Below are 15,385 nucleotides of genomic sequence, written 5' to 3' on the forward strand. Positions count from 1 at the left end.
GGCGTCAAAGAGAATAAAAGCCGCTGACAGGGCTTGCAAATAGCGCTAAAACAGCTTAACGGCAGCACGTCCGTCAGGCTTAACGATATTTCTCAAGAAAAATAACGGACGCGATCAGAATCACCGCAATCGACAGAAATGAGGATGAGATAATCAGCGTCTCGACAAACATGGTATCGTTCATACGGACTCCCCCGTGGTTATTGCCTCTTTTTTAAACGTTCAGGATGACAGTGAGATGACATTTCAACGGCACCTGCATGAATATTCCAGCGCTGAAACGATTCCTTAAAAAATAATTATTTCCTCAATAACACAACCGCTACCCGCCCGATTTGTTACCGGTATCACGAAAAAGAGTTTCCATAAATCCAATGCCAGATCTCGCAATTGTTAACCGCCCGCGTGTGGTCAAGGATGAATAACAGAACATCTTTATAATAAACCTTACACTGGCAGGGTGAATTTCATGACCGATACGATTTCCCGCAAAGAAAAAATCAGTTACGGGTTGGGAGACATGGCAAGCCATATTGGGCTGGATAATGTCATTATCTTTCTGACCTTTTATTACACGGACGTTGTGGGATTACCCGCCGCGTTTGTCGGAACGATGTTTTTGCTGGCGCGTACTGCTGACGCCATCATTGATCCCGCGATGGGCTATATTGCCGACCGCACCCGGACGCGCTGGGGTAAATTCCGCCCGTGGATGCTCTGGCTTGCGCTGCCTTTCGGCGCAAGCTGCCTGCTGACCTACGCCGTCCCGGAATCACTGGATTTACACGGTAAAATGATCTTCGCTACCGTCAGCTATACCGTCATGATGCTGATGTATACCGCTATTAATATTCCCTATTGCTCAATGGGTGCGGTCATTACGCCGGATAACGAAGCGCGAATATCGCTGCAATCTTATCGTTTTTTCCTGGCCACGCTGGGTGGGGCATTATCCACGTTCTTTATGATGCCGCTGGCGGAATATTTAGGTGGCGACGATAAACTGCTCGGCTACCGTTGGGCAATGGCTATCATGGCCACGATCGCGGTCGTCATGTTCTGGATCTGCTTTGCGAATACCCGCGAACGGATTAACGCCCCCGCAACCCATAATAATTACCTTGCTGAACTGCGGGATTTAATCCGTAACGATCAGTGGCGCGTCGTTGCCGTTCTGGTATTAACCAATATCGGCTTTGGCGTTATTCGCCTTGGCGCCATGATGTATTTCGTGACCTATTATCTGGGCAGTGCCAGCTATTTTATGTGGATGCTCGGGGCTCATATATTGGGCAAAGCCGCCGGCAGCGCGATGGCAAAACGCCTGACGCGCGACTACAGCAAAGTACAGATGTTTGGCTACTGCGCGGTCCTGGCGGGCGTTCTGAGTATCGCCCTCTTCTTTGCGCCTAAATCCGCGTACGTGCTGGTCCCGCTCACCTTCATTATTTCCACCCTTTACCAGGCTACCACCACCCTTATGTGGGTGATGATGGCGGATGTGGCCGATTACGGTGAATGGAAACAGGGCAAGCGGATGGATGGCGTCATTTTCTCCACCTTCCTGGCGGTGCTGAAGCTCGGCATGGCCATCAGCGGTGCCATCGTCGGCTGGACGCTAGGCTTTAGCGGTTACGTGCCGAATGCCCCGGAACAAACGTCCACGGCCATGTACTGCATCATCGCACTCTTTACCGTGGTGCCGGGGATACTGTCGCTGTGTGCCTTCGCCACGTTGCGCTGGTACAAGCTTGACGACAGCACCATGAAATCAATCAATCTCGCCAGACAGAGCATTTCGTAAAAGGACGCACAACCATGAGTGAACTTATTCAACATACCAACAGCATTGAGTGGCGTTTCGAACGTCAAATCCTGCGTATCGAACCCTGGGGCGAGCATAGCCTGCGCGTCAGAGCCACCTGCTCACCCGACTTTAACGACGACCTGCACGCCCTGTTACCGCCTGCAGCTTGCCAGGCCGGGATCAACGCAGATGCAGAGAGCCTGACGCTCCGTAATGGCAACATTACCGCCACGTTGAATCTGAAGGGGCAACTGGCCTTTTACAACCAGCGCGGCGAGCTGTTGCTGGAAGAGATGTGGCGACAGCGTTCAACGGTTGGCATTGGCGCGAGTGAAAAAAGTCAGGATAAATACGTCAGCGCGCTGAAGCTTGACGGGCGCGAGTTTAAACCGCTGCCGGGCAGCAAATATCAGCTGACCGTACGTTTTGAGTCCCGCGACGGCGAGCGCATCTACGGTATGGGTCAATATCAGCAGCCCTGGCTGGATCTGAAAGGCTGTACTCTTGAGCTGGCACAGCGTAACTCTCAGGCCAGCGTCCCCTTTATGCAGTCCAGCCTGGGGTATGGCCTGCTGTGGAATAACCCGGCGATTGGTGAAGTGAGTTTTGCAAAAAATCAGACTGAATGGCGCGCCCGCGTCACCGGCGAGATGGATTACTGGATCACCGCGGGCGACAGCATTGTTGACATCACGCGCCAGTACGTCAAAGCCACCGGCACGCCGCCGCAGGCACCTGCCTTTATTAGCGGTTTATGGCAGTGCAAACTGCGTTACCGCACGCAGCAGGAGGTGCTGGAAGTGGCCCGCGAGTACCGTCGGCGTCATCTCCCCCTGTCGGTGATGGTGATTGATTTCTTCCACTGGCCCAATCAGGGCACCTGGTGTTTCGATCCGGTGGACTGGCCCGATCCTAAAGCCATGGTCGACGAGCTTTCGTCGATGGGCATTGCGCTCATGGTCTCGGTCTGGCCGACGGTAGAAGCCCGCAGTCCGCTCTACCCGCAGATGAAGGCAAAAGGCTGGCTGGTCAGCAGCGAGCGTGGCGTGCAGGTCAATCTGGATTTCATGGGCAACACCACCTTCTTTGACGCCACGCATCCTCAGGCACGCCAGTTTGTCTGGGAGACGGTGAAGCAGAATTATTACGATTTGGGCATTAAGCTGTTCTGGCTGGACGAAGCCGAGCCGGAGTACCGTGCCTACGATTTTGATAATTATCGTTATCATGCAGGCCCGGTGCTGGAGGTGGGGAATCGCTATCCGCGTGATTTCGCCCAGGGCTTTTATGATGGCTTACAGGCCGAGGGGGAAAAAGAGATTGTCAACCTGGTGCGCTGCTCCTGGGCAGGCAGCCAGCGTTACGGCGTGCTGGCCTGGTCGGGGGATGTCCACTCCTCTTTCCACGCGTTTCGCAATCAGCTGGCGGCAGGGTTGAATATGGGTCTGGCAGGCATCCCCTGGTGGACAACGGATATTGGGGGTTTCCAGGGGGGGAACGTCAACGATCCGGCATTCCACGAGCTGCTTATTCGCTGGTTCCAGTGGGCGGTATTTTGTCCGGTGCTGCGTATGCACGGCTACCGTGAACCACAAATCCAGCCGCCCGAGCGCTATCGGGATGGCATACCCCAGTGCAACAGCGGCTCGCCTAACGAGCTGTGGAGCTATGGCGAAGAGAACTATTCACTGATGCAGCACTGGCTGTCGGTGCGCGAAAAGCTGCGTCCTTACATTGATGCGTTGTATGAGAATGCGCACCAGCACGGCGATCCGCTTATGCGCCCCCTCTTCTGGCACTATCCGGATGAACCCGAAAGCTGGGCATGTGAGGATCAGTATCTCTTCGGTGAGGATCTGCTGATTGCCCCGGTGATGCATGCCGGACAGCGGCAGCGCGACGTCTGGCTGCCCGCAGGCAATCGCTGGGTTGACCTGAACGGTGAAGGTTACGCAGGCGGAGAACGTATTACCGTGCAGGCAGGGCTGGAGACCATTCCGGTATTCATTCGTGAAGGCAGCCTCTTGATCACCGTGCTGGTCGCGTAAGCCTCTGGCAGGTGCCCAAAAAAGAACGATTTTTTTCGTGATAGCCTGTTTGCGCACGCATTTACGCGTAAAGTAAGCAGGCTTACTTTTTTTGGCAAGGATACCTTCATGTTCGACCCTACCCTCCTGATTCTGCTGGCGCTGGCCGCGCTGGGCTTTATCAGTCATAACACAACGGTCGCTATCTCTATTCTGGTGTTGATCATTGTCCGCGTGACGCCGTTGAACACATTCTTCCCATGGATAGAAAAACAAGGCCTGACCCTCGGGATCATCATTTTGACCATTGGGGTGATGGCTCCCATTGCCAGCGGCACCCTTCCCGCCTCAACGCTTTTGCATTCCTTTGTAAACTGGAAATCACTGATCGCCATTGCCGTAGGCGTGTTTGTCTCGTGGCTGGGTGGCCGTGGCGTTACCCTGATGAGCAGTCAGCCCTCGCTGGTGGCTGGACTGCTGGTGGGCACCGTACTGGGCGTGGCGCTGTTCCGTGGGGTTCCCGTCGGCCCGCTGATCGCCGCCGGGCTGGTTTCACTGTTTATCGGGAAGTCATAGACAAGCCGGCAACGTAACGGGCGGGCGTCTGGCCCAGCCCTTTTTTAAACATATTGATAAACGCGGTGGTGGAGTCATACCCCAGCGTTTGGGCAGCCTGCTGTACCGACTGCCCACGAATCAGCAGCTGCAGCGCCAGTATCAGCTGAAGCTGATGCCGCCAGCGGCGAAAGCTCAACCCAGTCTCCTTCACCACCAGCCGCGCCAGGTTGCGTTCGCTCATCGCAAAGTGCTGCGCCCACTGGGTAAGGGTTTGCCAGGCGGCAGGTTCTTTCGCCATGGTGTCGCTCATCAGGCGAATCCGGGGATGAGAGGAGACCGGCAACTGCAGCTGCTCCTGGGGCTGTTGGGGAAGCTCGTCAAACAGAACGTCAATCAGCCTGGCGGTGGCAGGCAATGTCATCTGCTCGCGCGTGCGGGCAGCGAGCGCCAATATGAGCTCCCGCACCAGCGGGGATATTTTTAAGGTACAGCACCGTTCCGGCAGCGTCACCGCCCCCGGCTCGATAAACAGAAAGCAGAGCTGCGCGCTCGGCGTAGCTTTATTACTGTGGGGCAACTGGCCCGGGATCCAGACCGCATAGTGCGGTGGAACCATTAACATCGCATTTTCGACTTCACAGGTGATGGCCCCCTGCAACGCCAGAATCAGCTGACCTTTACGGTGCTGATGCGCGGGAATGTGCTGTTCATCTTCGACCACGCGAATATGAAAGGCCGCTGCCGGATCGTGCTGGCTGTCGGGATCGTACCCTTCAAGTCCGAGCCCCATCATAATGTTGTCCTCTTTGAGCGATAAACTGTCATTTTAGCTTGATTTAAACCAGGCTGAAAACGGGTAAGGTGAGCGCTCTTAAAAGATGTAAGAGAAAACAATGACCACCACCACTCAACCTTCTGCAAAAGATCGGGCCTTGCTGATCGCGGGCATTCTGATGATTGCCACCACGCTGCGCGTCACCTTTACGGGGGCGGCGCCGCTTTTAGATATGATTCGCAGCGATTACGGGCTGACCACGGCCCAAACCGGCCTGCTCACTACGCTCCCGCTGCTGGCTTTTGCCCTGATCTCCCCGCTGGCGGCAGGCACCGCGCGCCGGATTGGCATGGAGCGTAGCCTGTTTATCTCCCTGATCCTGATCTGTGCAGGCATCGGGATCCGTTCGCTGCCCTCCGCCGCGCTGCTCTTTACGGGCACGGCCGTCATCGGCTGCGGTATCGCCCTGGGCAATGTGTTACTGCCTGGTCTGATAAAGCGCGATTTCCCTGGGCATGTCGCCAGGCTTACCGGGGCGTATTCCCTGACAATGGGCGCGGCTGCCGCCTTCGGCTCCGCGCTGGTGGTGCCTCTGGCCCTGGCCGGTGCGGGCTGGCATAACGCCTTGCTGATGCTGATGGCATTCCCGCTGCTGGCGCTGTTCCTGTGGCTCCCCCAGTGGCGTGCAAAACAAACCTCGCCGTTGACCGGTGCCCGTGCCTTGCACAATCGCGGTATCTGGCGCTCGGCGCTGGCGTGGCAGGTGACGCTCTTTCTCGGGATAAACTCGCTCGTCTACTACGTCATTATTGGCTGGCTGCCCGCCATCCTGATCAGCCAGGGCTATAGCGAAACCCAGGCGGGTTCCATGCACGGACTGCTTCAGCTGGCGACGGCGGCGCCGGGGCTGGCGGTTCCCCTTCTGCTGCATCGTATGAAGGATCAGCGCGGCATCGCAGGTTTCGCGGCGTTGCTGTGTGCCGTGAGCGCGGCGGGTTTTTGGATGATTCCCGGGCAGGCGGTGCTGTGGACGCTGATCTTTGGTTTTGGATCGGGAGCGACGATGATTCTGGGCCTGACGTTTATTGGTCTGCGTGCCAGCTCTGCGCATCAGGCCGCCGCGCTTTCCGGTATGGCGCAATCCGTCGGTTATTTGCTGGCCGCTTGTGGACCGCCGCTGATGGGGAAAATCCACGATACCGCTGGCGACTGGCGCATCCCGCTGCTGGTCTGTGCGTTTGCCGCCGTGGTGATGGCTTTTTGTGGCGTCCTCGCCGGGCGCGATCGCGAAATCACGCCCGGCTGAGTGTTCAGGCAGGCCAAAACCCTGCCCCTTTATCCCCGGGCGGCGCGAAGCATGGCATGAACCAGCGGGACAGGTCGCCCGGCCAGCGCACCGCGCTCATGCTGAAACAGCGTCCCCACGAAGAACGGATGGGTGATCAGCTCCACCGCCCGGATGTCACCCTGATCGTCCCAGCCCGTTACCCGCATATCGCCGCTCTCCAGCGCCAGCGCAAACTCGGGCGAGACACCATAGTTGCAGTGATACCCCTCTTCAATCTCTAACTTTCCGTACGCTTTCGCAATCAGGGTGTTGGGACGCAGTTCAATGGCATCGGTTTTTTCCACCAGCGAACAGGTTAAAGGTGCAATGACCATTCGCCCTTCACTGTCAATTTCAGCGTGGGCCGCATCCGCCCAGCCCAGCACGTTACGGGCATACTCAATTAACGCATGCTGAAAGCCGCCGCAGGTCCCCAGAAACGGGACACTGTTCTCACGCGCGTAGCGTGCAGCGATAAAGGCCGCCTCGGTATTTTTATAGGGGCTTGCGGGCACCAGCCAGATAGCATCGTAACCGACCAGGTCTTCCGGGCTGGTCAGCTCGGGCGTGGCGATCCAGTCGTAATCGGCGGTTAACTCCAGCACTGCGGCAGCGTCATCGATCGCCAGTGGAATGGCCTGATGTGCAATAACCTCAGCGTTATAATCGCCCACAAGGGCAATACGAAGCGTGTCTTTAAGCGGGGAGAGTTCCATGCGAGGGTCCTTATGCGAATAATTATCCGATAACATAAGGAACCTCAGACTACCGATCTTTTGCCGCTATCACAATACCTTAAAATCGGTGGGCAAAAGTCTGTTGTCAGAATGTGATAGCCTGTTTTCTTTCTGTTCGAGGGGCAACATGAAGACAAAAATCCTGGTCAGCGCCTGCCTGATGGGCCACAAGGTGCGGTATAACGGCAGCGAAAAGGCCGCCCTTACGGCCACATTAAAAGACTGGCATGCACAAGGCAGATTGGTCACGCACTGCCCTGAACTGGCGGCCGGTCTCTCTGTTCCGCGTCTGCCCGCTGAGATTGTTTCGGGCACCGGACAGGATGTAATGGCAGGCCGGGCGCGTATACTGGAAAGCGATGGCACAGACGTGACGGAACACTATCAGCTTGCCGCCTGGCTGGCCCTGAAGGCAGCGCAGGAAGCAGGCTGTAGCGCGGCTTTGCTGACCGATGGCAGCCCGACCTGCGGCAGTGACAATATTTATAGCGGCCATTTTAACGGGCAAAAACGTGACGGGATGGGTGTGGCAGCAGCCTTGCTGAATGCACACGGGATAACAGTCTTCCCGGAAAGCCGGCTGGAAGAACTGATCGACTGGGTTAAGGAGCGAGAGAATGATTCAGTGTAAACGGGTATACGACGACGCCAGTAAAAACGATGGCTATCGAATTCTTGTCGACAGACTCTGGCCGCGCGGGGTGCGCAAGGCGGATTTGGCCTTCGACGAGTGGTGCAAAATCCTCACCCCCTCGAGCGAGTTGCGTAAGGCCTTTCACGGCGAAACGATAGATTTTGCCAGCTTCAGTGACGCATACCGTCAGGAGCTGGCGCAGCACGAAGACGAAGGACGACGCATTGCCGCCCTTGCCGCTCAGCAGACGGTTACCCTGCTCTATGGCGCCAAAAATACCGGGCAAAATCACGCCCTGGTACTGGCCGACTGGTTACGCCATCTGAAAATCAGTTAACGGTGAAGGCATCCACCGCATACGGCGCATCTTCTGGCGTCAGGGGCATTAAATGCTCCGGTCGCACAAAGGCAAAACCGTGTTGATGGTCAAACGAGGTAATGTCGCCGGTGACCAGCCACAGGGCGCGATCCGCCGTAGCCGGTAATTCCGTCATGACGCCATTAACGGGATTCAAAAAACGCTGCCCTGGCTGGCAGAGCGCAAATAGCTCAACGGATTTACCGATATTTCGGCGCCCTGCTGATGTGCGGGCACCAATAATAATGGCGAGGCTACCCGGTTTTAACTGAAACATACTTCTCTCGCGGTGTTAACGGCCAATGAAAGGCTAAGATAATTCCTAATGAGAAGTTTATCGCAGACCAGAGGCAAATGTCACCTGGTGGACGCAGGATGATCGCGACGGAACAGCGTCCACTCATCAACGACTTCACCGCCAGGCAATTTACATTCGGTACGCACACCTTGCGGGCTTTGAACCGGAACGCGCGCTCCCCCTTTATCCATGCAGTATACCGCAGCCGGATTGGCCATGCCTGTCTGCGGCGGTTCAGGCGCGTCAGGTGCCGTAGAGCACGCGGTGAGGGGCAAAATGAGTGCGAGGAACAGATAACGCATGCATGTCTCCTTATAAAATGCAGTGATATAAGACTACCCTGTCATCGTCGCGTTCTCCATGATTTCTGGCGTAAACCTGCACGTTTCATTCCTGGCGCTAACGCGTTTCCCTTACCCTCGGGGCTTTTTTCGTTTGTCGCCTATCCGGTGACGCTGCAAATATATAAAATTTTTTTAATTCATGTTTTACTATGCCGGAGTCGAAAATTTCAGCATAACATGCAGATATTGACACCTTCTGCATGGGAGTTTACCCATTTCATGTCGGACATCATTCTTGCCCGTGTCTCAGAAACCCTCGCAACCGAACAATCCCTTGAAAGCCTGGTACGTCAGTTACTGGAAATGCTTGAGATTGTTACCGAGATGGAATCGACCTATCTGACGAAGGTCGATATTAACGCCCGGCTGCAACACATTCTGTATGCGCGAAACAGCAAACAGATGCAGATCCCCGAAGGGCTGAGCGTTCCATGGGGCGACACGCTGTGCAAGCGCGCCCTCGACAGCGGGACGTTTTTCAGTAATGAGGTGGCGGAGCGGTGGCCTGATTGCGATGCGGCTAAAGCGCTGGGGATCACAACCTATGTGAGTATTCCGGTTCATCTGGCCGATGGTTACCTGTACGGCACCTTATGTGCGACCAGCACCGACAAGAAATTGCTCAGCAATCGTGGCGAACAGGTGCTGCGGCTCTTTGCGGGTCTGATCGGGCAATATATTCAGAAAGAGTCGCTGGTGATGCAGCTACGCGAGGCGAACGCCGCCCTTATTGCTCACTCGTACACGGATGCCCTGACCGGGTTACCGAATCGGCGGGCCATCTTCGAAAATCTGACCACGTTGTTTTCTCTGGCGCGCCATCTCAGACGCAAAGCCATCATTGCCTTTATTGACCTGGATGATTTTAAGCTCATCAACGACCAGCTGGGCCATGAAGCCGGGGACCAGTTTCTGGTTGAGGTGGGTAAGCGTCTCACCGCCAGTCAGACTGAGGACGATATTGTTGGCCGACTGGGCGGCGATGAGTTTTTGGTAGCCTGCCTGAGCCAGAGCGACAACGCGGCGGAAAACGGTCAGCTCAACGTGATTAAAACGCAGATTAGCGCCAGCATTGCCGGTGATTACTGGCTGGGAAGCGTTCATATTGTCTATCCCGGGGCCAGTCTCGGCATCGTGGAGGTTGACCCTTCAACCACGGATGCAGACACCGCATTGCGGGCTGCGGATACGGCAATGTACCGGGATAAGAAAGGTAAGCAGAAAACCCGCTTTCTCCCTGAGGCGTAACCTCGTACACTCTGCACGCATCAAAACCCAATAAGGGGACGTCATGAGAATCGGAATACTTTTCCCGGTCGTTATTTTTATTACGGCTGTGGTGTTTTTAACGTGGTTTTTTGTCGGCGGTTATGCCGCACCGGGGGCATGAATGAAAAAAACGACCATTATTATGCTGATCGTCGCCATTGTTGCGGTCGCAGGCACTCAGCTTGGCTGGTGGTGAAATTTATCACGTAAAAAGGCTGCCAGAGGGCAGCCTTTTAATGAGTTAGTCTTTGCTTAGCTTTTGATCTTTCTGTAGATAAACAACACTACCAGCGCACCAATCACCGCGACAGCAAAACTCCCCATATTGAAGCCGTCAACTTTACCAAAACCAAACAAGGTGCTGATCCAGCCACCTACAACGGCACCTACGACCCCCAGAATGACGGTCACAAAGAAACCACCGCCATCTTTGCCCGGCATGATCCACTTCGCCAGAATACCTGCAATAAGCCCAAAGATAATCCAGGATAAAATTCCCATCGTTTTCCTCTCCGTATGGTTTTTGTCATTAAATCAACGACACCGAAAAGGATAGCACAGGATCTGAGAAAGGAAATTTGTGACATTCATCACGTGGATTGTTTGCATACTTTATAAGCAACACGGTAAAACGCACCACACAAAAGATGGGGTTGCATCTTCCTTTGAGAAAGATTATCTTTCTCATTACTGAATAGTTGAGTGAAACGCTCAGGTATTTAGTACGACATTGCTCACATTGCTTCCAGTATTTCTTGCCCACTTTTTAGTGGGCTTTTTTTTGCCCCATGCGCAGCGATTTCCCCTCCCTACCCGCTTTAATAGCTTGAATATCCTCACAAGCCGACTACGCTTACTTCACCAAAAACAGCTGGAACCAATTGATGTTATGAATGTTTCAAGCCGATTCGTTGTTTTGTTAAACCTGACTGCCGCCAGTATGCTGATGGTGCTCCTGTCCGTGCGGTTTGACTGGCTCTGATCTGAGCACACCCGACGCATGATCGGGCGATTAACGCCGTGACGACGAGACCTTCGTCGTCACGCGTAACGGCGTGTAATTGTCGCATCGGTTCGCAGGGGCCTGCGGGAGTTGTCACACTGGTAACGCGGTGCCTTACAGGGGTGGAAAAAGAGCTAACGCCTGCACGCCTTTCAGACAATGAAAAACCGCCCGAAGGCGGTCAGCAGAGGATTAATGGTGGGTGATCTCCCCGGCGCTGTGCCTTGGACCAATTCGCCCTGCTTCAATTAAGATCTCTTCGATGAGTTCTTCCAGGCACTCACGTCCGTGATGATCGCAAATCAGGTGCACCTGTCGAGAAATCTCTTCCGTTTTCATGCCATCGCATAATGCTGATTTCAACATTATCGACGCCCAGCGTTTCGCTTCAGAATGAGTCAGCATAACCCCTCCGATATAGGTTACCTCTCTAAGCGTAGCTAGCCGGAAACGAATCACAAGGGAATTTACGCCATCAAAATGCAACACATTTTTACAGACGACGCGGGGCTGGCATTAAGACGAAAAAAAACGGGAACCCATCGGCTCCCGTTTTTGTTTAACCCTGAGTCTGGATTACATGTTCGCGATAATCGCGTCGCCAAACTCTGAACATTTCAGCAGCTTAGCGCCATCCATCAGACGTTCGAAGTCATAGGTGACGGTTTTGGCGTTAATCGCGCCTTCCATACCTTTAACAATCAGGTCTGCGGCTTCGAACCATTCCATATGACGCAACATCATTTCTGCGGACAGGATGATAGAACCTGGGTTCACTTTATCCTGACCGGCATACTTCGGTGCCGTACCGTGAGTCGCTTCAAACAGCGCGCATTCGTCACCGATGTTTGCGCCAGGCGCGATACCGATACCGCCAACCTGTGCCGCCAGGGCATCAGAGATGTAGTCACCGTTCAGGTTCATACAGGCGATCACGTCATATTCAGCCGGACGCAGCAGAATCTGTTGCAGGAACGCATCGGCGATCACATCTTTAATGATGATCTCTTTGCCGGTGTTAGGGTTTTTGATTTTCTGCCATGGGCCGCCATCGATCAGCTCGCCGCCGAACTCTTCGGTCGCCAACTGGTAGCCCCAGTCTTTGAACGCGCCTTCGGTGAACTTCATGATGTTGCCTTTGTGAACCAGGGTCACAGAGTCGCGATCGTTGGTGATTGCGTATTCGATCGCCGCACGCACCAGACGTTTAGTCCCCTCTTCAGAGCACGGCTTAATGCCGATACCGCAATGTTCAGGGAAGCGAATTTTCTTCACGCCCATCTCTTCGCGCAGGAACTTGATGACTTTTTCTGCATCGGCAGAGTCCGCTTTCCACTCGATACCCGCATAGATATCTTCGGAGTTCTCACGGAAGATAACCATATCGGTCAGTTCAGGATGTTTTACCGGGCTAGGGGTGCCCTGGTAGTAGCGCACCGGGCGCAGACACACATACAGATCCAGTTCCTGACGCAGAGCAACGTTCAGGGAGCGAATACCGCCGCCGACCGGGGTGGTCAGTGGGCCTTTAATGGCAACACGATAGTCACGAATCAGGTCCAGCGTTTCTGCTGGCAGCCAAACGTCCTGGCCGTAAACTTGAGTAGATTTCTCACCGGTGTAAATTTCCATCCAGGAAATTTTACGCTCGCCTTTGTAGGCTTTCTCAACAGCGGCATCAACCACTTTCAGCATCGCTGGCGTTACATCTACACCGATACCGTCACCTTCAATGAACGGAATAACCGGATTGTGTGGAACGTTAAGCTTGCCGTTTTGCAGGGTGATCTTTTTACCTTCCGCCGGAACAACTACTTTGCTTTCCATTAACCTCTCCTTCGAGCGCTTCTGGTTGTTACTGATCTTATGTTAATAATTTGTAATGAGCCGTTCGATAGTACCTGAATGTCTGGCGCCATGAAAGGCATTCGTTATTGGGCTATAATGCGGCAATTAATAACGTCTGAAAATACCATGAAGAAAACTTCTATTAGAAATCACCGGGTTGAGCGATTCAGCTCACGACAAGCCACCAGCAAACCCTCGGTAAGCCAGCCAAAGCGGGTCATTTTGTTCAATAAACCCTACGATGTCTTGCCGCAGTTCACCGACGAAGCGGGCCGGCGCACCCTGAAGGATTTTATTCCGGTAGAAGGGGTGTATGCGGCAGGCCGTCTTGACCGCGACAGCGAAGGATTGCTGGTCTTAACCAACGACGGGGCGTTACAGGCCAAACTGACCCAGCCGGGAAAGCGCACCGGTAAAATCTATTACGTTCAGGTGGAAGGTGAACCCACCGAAGCGTCTCTCGCGGCACTGCGCACGGGAGTGACCTTAAATGATGGTCCTACTTTGCCGGCAGGCATTGAGCGGGTCAATGAACCAGAATGGTTATGGCCGCGCCAGCCCCCGATTCGTGAGCGAAAAGCTATCCCCACCGCCTGGCTAAAAGTCACCCTTTACGAAGGGCGTAACCGTCAGGTGCGCCGGATGACGGCTCACGTGGGATATCCGACTCTGCGGCTCATTCGCTATGCGATGGGCAGTTATACCCTGGATGCTCTTGCCAACGGTGCGTGGCGGGACGTTACAGAATAAGGACACATATATGTTTAAGCCCCATGTCACGGTCGCCACACTCGTTCATGCCCAGGATAAGTTTCTGGTGGTTGAAGAGACCATTAATGGAAAGGCATTGTGGAATCAGCCCGCCGGGCACCTTGAAGCCGATGAAACGCTGGTGCAGGCCGCCACGCGCGAGCTGTGGGAAGAGACCGGTATTCAGGCAAAGCCGCAGTACTTTGTGCGTATGCATCAGTGGATTGCCCCGGATCGAACCCCTTTCCTGCGTTTTCTGTTTGTCGTTGAACTTAGCGAAATGTGCGCCACCGAGCCGCATGATGACGATATCGATCGCTGCCTGTGGGTCACCGCTGAGGAGATCCTCAACGCGCCAAACCTGCGCTCGCCGCTGGTTGCCGAAAGTATTCGCAGTTACCAGTCTGGCGCTCGCCTGCCGCTTGCGGTGATTGGCGAATTTAACTGGCCGTTTACAGAGGGTGTCAATGGTGGGGGCGCGTGATAGAATACGCCGCCTTAAGTTCAATGTCGTGAGTATTCCATGTCAGATAACAGCCAGAAAAAAGTAATCGTCGGCATGTCCGGCGGTGTCGATTCCTCCGTTTCCGCCTACCTGTTGCAACAACAGGGCTATAAGGTTGAAGGCCTGTTCATGAAGAACTGGGAGGAAGACGATGGCGAGGAATACTGCACCGCTGCTGCCGATCTTGCCGATGCGCAAGCCGTGTGCGACAAGCTGGGCATTGAGCTGCACACCGTCAATTTTGCCGCAGAATACTGGGATAACGTCTTCGAGCTTTTCCTCGAAGAGTATAAAGCGGGACGTACGCCGAACCCGGATATTCTGTGCAACAAAGAGATCAAATTTAAAGCCTTCCTGGAGTTCGCTGCAGAAGATTTGGGCGCAGATTATATTGCGACCGGTCACTACGTGCGTCGCGCAGACGTGAATGGCAAAAGCCAGCTGTTGCGCGGCCTGGATGGCAACAAAGATCAAAGCTACTTCCTGTATACCCTCGGTCATGAGCAAATTGCACAGAGCCTGTTCCCGGTCGGCGAGCTGGAAAAACCGCAGGTGCGTAAAATTGCCGAAGAGCTTGATCTCATCACCGCGAAAAAGAAAGATTCAACCGGTATCTGCTTTATCGGTGAGCGTAAATTCCGTGAATTCCTTGGCCGTTATCTTCCTGCACAACCGGGCAAAATCCTGACCGTTGACGGAGAAGAGGTCGGCCAGCATCAGGGGCTGATGTACCACACCCTCGGTCAGCGTAAAGGGCTGGGCATTGGCGGCACTAAAGAAGGCAGCGAAGATCCATGGTATGTGGTCGATAAAGACGTTGAGAATAATATTCTCATCGTTGCTCAGGGCCATGACCATCCGCGTCTGATGTCCGTTGGGCTTATCGCGCAGCAGCTTCACTGGGTCGACCGCCAGCCGGTTAAAGGCACCCTGCACTGCACCGTGAAAACGCGCTATCGTCAGACGGATATCCCGTGCACAATCACCGCGCTGGATGATGAACGTATTGAGGTTCGTTTCGATGAACCCGTTTCTGCTGTCACCCCCGGGCAGTCCGCTGTCTTCTATCACGGTGAAATTTGCCTGGGTGGCGGTATTATTGAACAGCGTCTGCCCCTGACGTCTGCTTAAAAACGATTGCACAC

General features: G+C 54.4%; 21 protein-coding genes. 13 read left to right on the forward strand and 8 right to left on the reverse strand.

Annotated features, from left to right (window positions below; translation table 11 throughout):
* Positions 1 to 79: 79 nt before the first annotated feature.
* Positions 80 to 184, reverse strand: a complete 105-nt coding sequence (yoaI, locus tag LZP96_RS01330; protein WP_087892587.1) for a small membrane protein YoaI — start codon at positions 182 to 184, stop codon at positions 80 to 82.
* A 285-nt stretch (positions 185 to 469) separates the two neighbouring features.
* On the opposite strand from yoaI, the gene LZP96_RS01335 reads away from it, so the two are divergent.
* The 3 genes from LZP96_RS01335 to LZP96_RS01345 all read left to right on the forward strand — a co-directional run bounded on the left by LZP96_RS01335 (position 470) and on the right by LZP96_RS01345 (position 4,410).
* Positions 470 to 1,804 (forward strand): glycoside-pentoside-hexuronide (GPH):cation symporter, encoded by a 1,335-nt coding sequence (locus tag LZP96_RS01335; protein ID WP_064325746.1) that lies wholly within the window; start codon positions 470 to 472, stop codon positions 1,802 to 1,804.
* 14 nt (positions 1,805 to 1,818) lie between these two features.
* Positions 1,819 to 3,855, forward strand: a complete 2,037-nt coding sequence (locus LZP96_RS01340) for a glycoside hydrolase family 31 protein (RefSeq protein ID WP_064325745.1) — start codon at positions 1,819 to 1,821, stop codon at positions 3,853 to 3,855.
* Positions 3,856 to 3,963: 108 nt separating this feature from the next.
* Positions 3,964 to 4,410, forward strand: a complete 447-nt coding sequence (locus LZP96_RS01345) for a DUF441 domain-containing protein (protein WP_064325744.1) — start codon at positions 3,964 to 3,966, stop codon at positions 4,408 to 4,410.
* On the opposite strand, the gene LZP96_RS01350 is transcribed toward LZP96_RS01345, so the two are convergent.
* The gene (locus LZP96_RS01350) at positions 4,394 to 5,185 is read right to left on the reverse strand and encodes an AraC family transcriptional regulator (protein WP_064325743.1); all 792 of its coding nucleotides are present in this window, start codon (positions 5,183 to 5,185) and stop codon (positions 4,394 to 4,396) included. The genes LZP96_RS01345 and LZP96_RS01350 overlap by 17 nt on opposite strands.
* A gap of 100 nt (positions 5,186 to 5,285) precedes the next feature.
* Between LZP96_RS01350 and LZP96_RS01355 the strand changes: the two genes are divergently transcribed.
* A complete protein-coding gene (locus LZP96_RS01355; RefSeq protein ID WP_064325742.1) occupies positions 5,286 to 6,473 on the forward strand; it encodes a CynX/NimT family MFS transporter in 1,188 nt (395 codons plus the stop codon).
* Positions 6,474 to 6,502: 29 nt separating this feature from the next.
* Here LZP96_RS01355 and LZP96_RS01360 read toward each other — a convergent pair whose 3' ends face one another.
* Complete coding sequence (locus LZP96_RS01360; protein ID WP_064325741.1) at positions 6,503 to 7,210, reverse strand: CTP synthase C-terminal region-related (seleno)protein; 708 nt, start codon at positions 7,208 to 7,210, stop codon at positions 6,503 to 6,505.
* Positions 7,211 to 7,358: 148 nt separating this feature from the next.
* On the opposite strand from LZP96_RS01360, the gene LZP96_RS01365 reads away from it, so the two are divergent.
* Together LZP96_RS01365 and LZP96_RS01370 are read left to right on the forward strand one after the other, a co-directional pair.
* On the forward strand, positions 7,359 to 7,862 hold the full coding sequence (locus LZP96_RS01365; protein ID WP_064325740.1) for a 2-thiouracil desulfurase family protein: 504 nt from the start codon (positions 7,359 to 7,361) through the stop codon (positions 7,860 to 7,862).
* Complete coding sequence (locus tag LZP96_RS01370; RefSeq protein WP_064325739.1) at positions 7,849 to 8,202, forward strand: DUF488 domain-containing protein; 354 nt, start codon at positions 7,849 to 7,851, stop codon at positions 8,200 to 8,202. Before LZP96_RS01365 ends, LZP96_RS01370 begins: the two co-directional genes overlap by 14 nt.
* On the opposite strand, the gene LZP96_RS01375 is transcribed toward LZP96_RS01370, so the two are convergent.
* Positions 8,195 to 8,500 carry a hypothetical protein gene (locus LZP96_RS01375; protein ID WP_064325738.1) on the reverse strand — a complete coding sequence of 102 codons (306 nt, stop codon included), beginning with the start codon at positions 8,498 to 8,500 and terminating at the stop codon, positions 8,195 to 8,197. The genes LZP96_RS01370 and LZP96_RS01375 overlap by 8 nt on opposite strands.
* 80 nt (positions 8,501 to 8,580) lie before the next feature.
* Positions 8,581 to 8,823, reverse strand: coding sequence for a putative hemolysin (locus LZP96_RS01380; protein WP_064325737.1), 243 nt, complete (start codon positions 8,821 to 8,823; stop codon positions 8,581 to 8,583).
* A gap of 261 nt (positions 8,824 to 9,084) precedes the next feature.
* Here LZP96_RS01380 and LZP96_RS01385 point away from each other — a divergent pair, with 261 nt between their 5' ends.
* The 3 genes from LZP96_RS01385 to yoaJ are packed head-to-tail and all read left to right on the forward strand — an operon-like array spanning position 9,085 to position 10,330.
* Positions 9,085 to 10,113, forward strand: coding sequence for a sensor domain-containing diguanylate cyclase (locus tag LZP96_RS01385; RefSeq protein ID WP_064325736.1), 1,029 nt, complete (start codon positions 9,085 to 9,087; stop codon positions 10,111 to 10,113).
* A 43-nt stretch (positions 10,114 to 10,156) separates the two neighbouring features.
* On the forward strand, positions 10,157 to 10,255 hold the full coding sequence (locus LZP96_RS01390; RefSeq protein WP_049003319.1) for a YoaK family small membrane protein: 99 nt from the start codon (positions 10,157 to 10,159) through the stop codon (positions 10,253 to 10,255).
* Complete coding sequence (yoaJ, locus tag LZP96_RS24175) at positions 10,256 to 10,330, forward strand: protein YoaJ (RefSeq protein WP_103677854.1); 75 nt, start codon at positions 10,256 to 10,258, stop codon at positions 10,328 to 10,330.
* 56 nt (positions 10,331 to 10,386) lie between these two features.
* Here yoaJ and LZP96_RS01395 read toward each other — a convergent pair whose 3' ends face one another.
* The gene (locus LZP96_RS01395; RefSeq protein WP_064325735.1) at positions 10,387 to 10,635 is read right to left on the reverse strand and encodes a GlsB/YeaQ/YmgE family stress response membrane protein; all 249 of its coding nucleotides are present in this window, start codon (positions 10,633 to 10,635) and stop codon (positions 10,387 to 10,389) included.
* Between the two features lie 388 nt (positions 10,636 to 11,023).
* Here LZP96_RS01395 and yncL point away from each other — a divergent pair, with 388 nt between their 5' ends.
* On the forward strand, positions 11,024 to 11,116 hold the full coding sequence (yncL, locus tag LZP96_RS01400) for a stress response membrane protein YncL (protein ID WP_071892362.1): 93 nt from the start codon (positions 11,024 to 11,026) through the stop codon (positions 11,114 to 11,116).
* Positions 11,117 to 11,329: 213 nt separating this feature from the next.
* Here yncL and LZP96_RS01405 read toward each other — a convergent pair whose 3' ends face one another.
* Both LZP96_RS01405 and icd read right to left on the reverse strand, forming a co-directional pair.
* Positions 11,330 to 11,542 (reverse strand): hypothetical protein, encoded by a 213-nt coding sequence (locus tag LZP96_RS01405; RefSeq protein WP_064325734.1) that lies wholly within the window; start codon positions 11,540 to 11,542, stop codon positions 11,330 to 11,332.
* A gap of 171 nt (positions 11,543 to 11,713) precedes the next feature.
* Entirely contained in the window at positions 11,714 to 12,964 is a 1,251-nt protein-coding gene (gene icd, locus LZP96_RS01410) for an NADP-dependent isocitrate dehydrogenase (protein ID WP_064325733.1), read from the reverse strand.
* Between the two features lie 117 nt (positions 12,965 to 13,081).
* On the opposite strand from icd, the gene rluE reads away from it, so the two are divergent.
* Genes rluE through mnmA form a run of 3 tightly spaced genes read left to right on the forward strand, consistent with a single transcriptional unit; the run spans position 13,082 to position 15,371 of the window.
* Positions 13,082 to 13,735 carry a 23S rRNA pseudouridine(2457) synthase RluE gene (rluE, locus tag LZP96_RS01415; protein ID WP_064328104.1) on the forward strand — a complete coding sequence of 218 codons (654 nt, stop codon included), beginning with the start codon at positions 13,082 to 13,084 and terminating at the stop codon, positions 13,733 to 13,735.
* A gap of 10 nt (positions 13,736 to 13,745) precedes the next feature.
* The gene (locus tag LZP96_RS01420) at positions 13,746 to 14,219 is read left to right on the forward strand and encodes an NUDIX domain-containing protein (protein WP_064325732.1); all 474 of its coding nucleotides are present in this window, start codon (positions 13,746 to 13,748) and stop codon (positions 14,217 to 14,219) included.
* 39 nt (positions 14,220 to 14,258) lie between these two features.
* Complete coding sequence (gene mnmA, locus LZP96_RS01425) at positions 14,259 to 15,371, forward strand: tRNA 2-thiouridine(34) synthase MnmA (RefSeq protein WP_064325731.1); 1,113 nt, start codon at positions 14,259 to 14,261, stop codon at positions 15,369 to 15,371.
* Positions 15,372 to 15,385 lie beyond the last annotated feature (14 nt).

Source organism: Huaxiibacter chinensis (assembly GCF_022171985.1).
GTDB classification, from domain to species: Bacteria; Pseudomonadota; Gammaproteobacteria; order Enterobacterales; family Enterobacteriaceae; genus Enterobacter; species Enterobacter chinensis_A.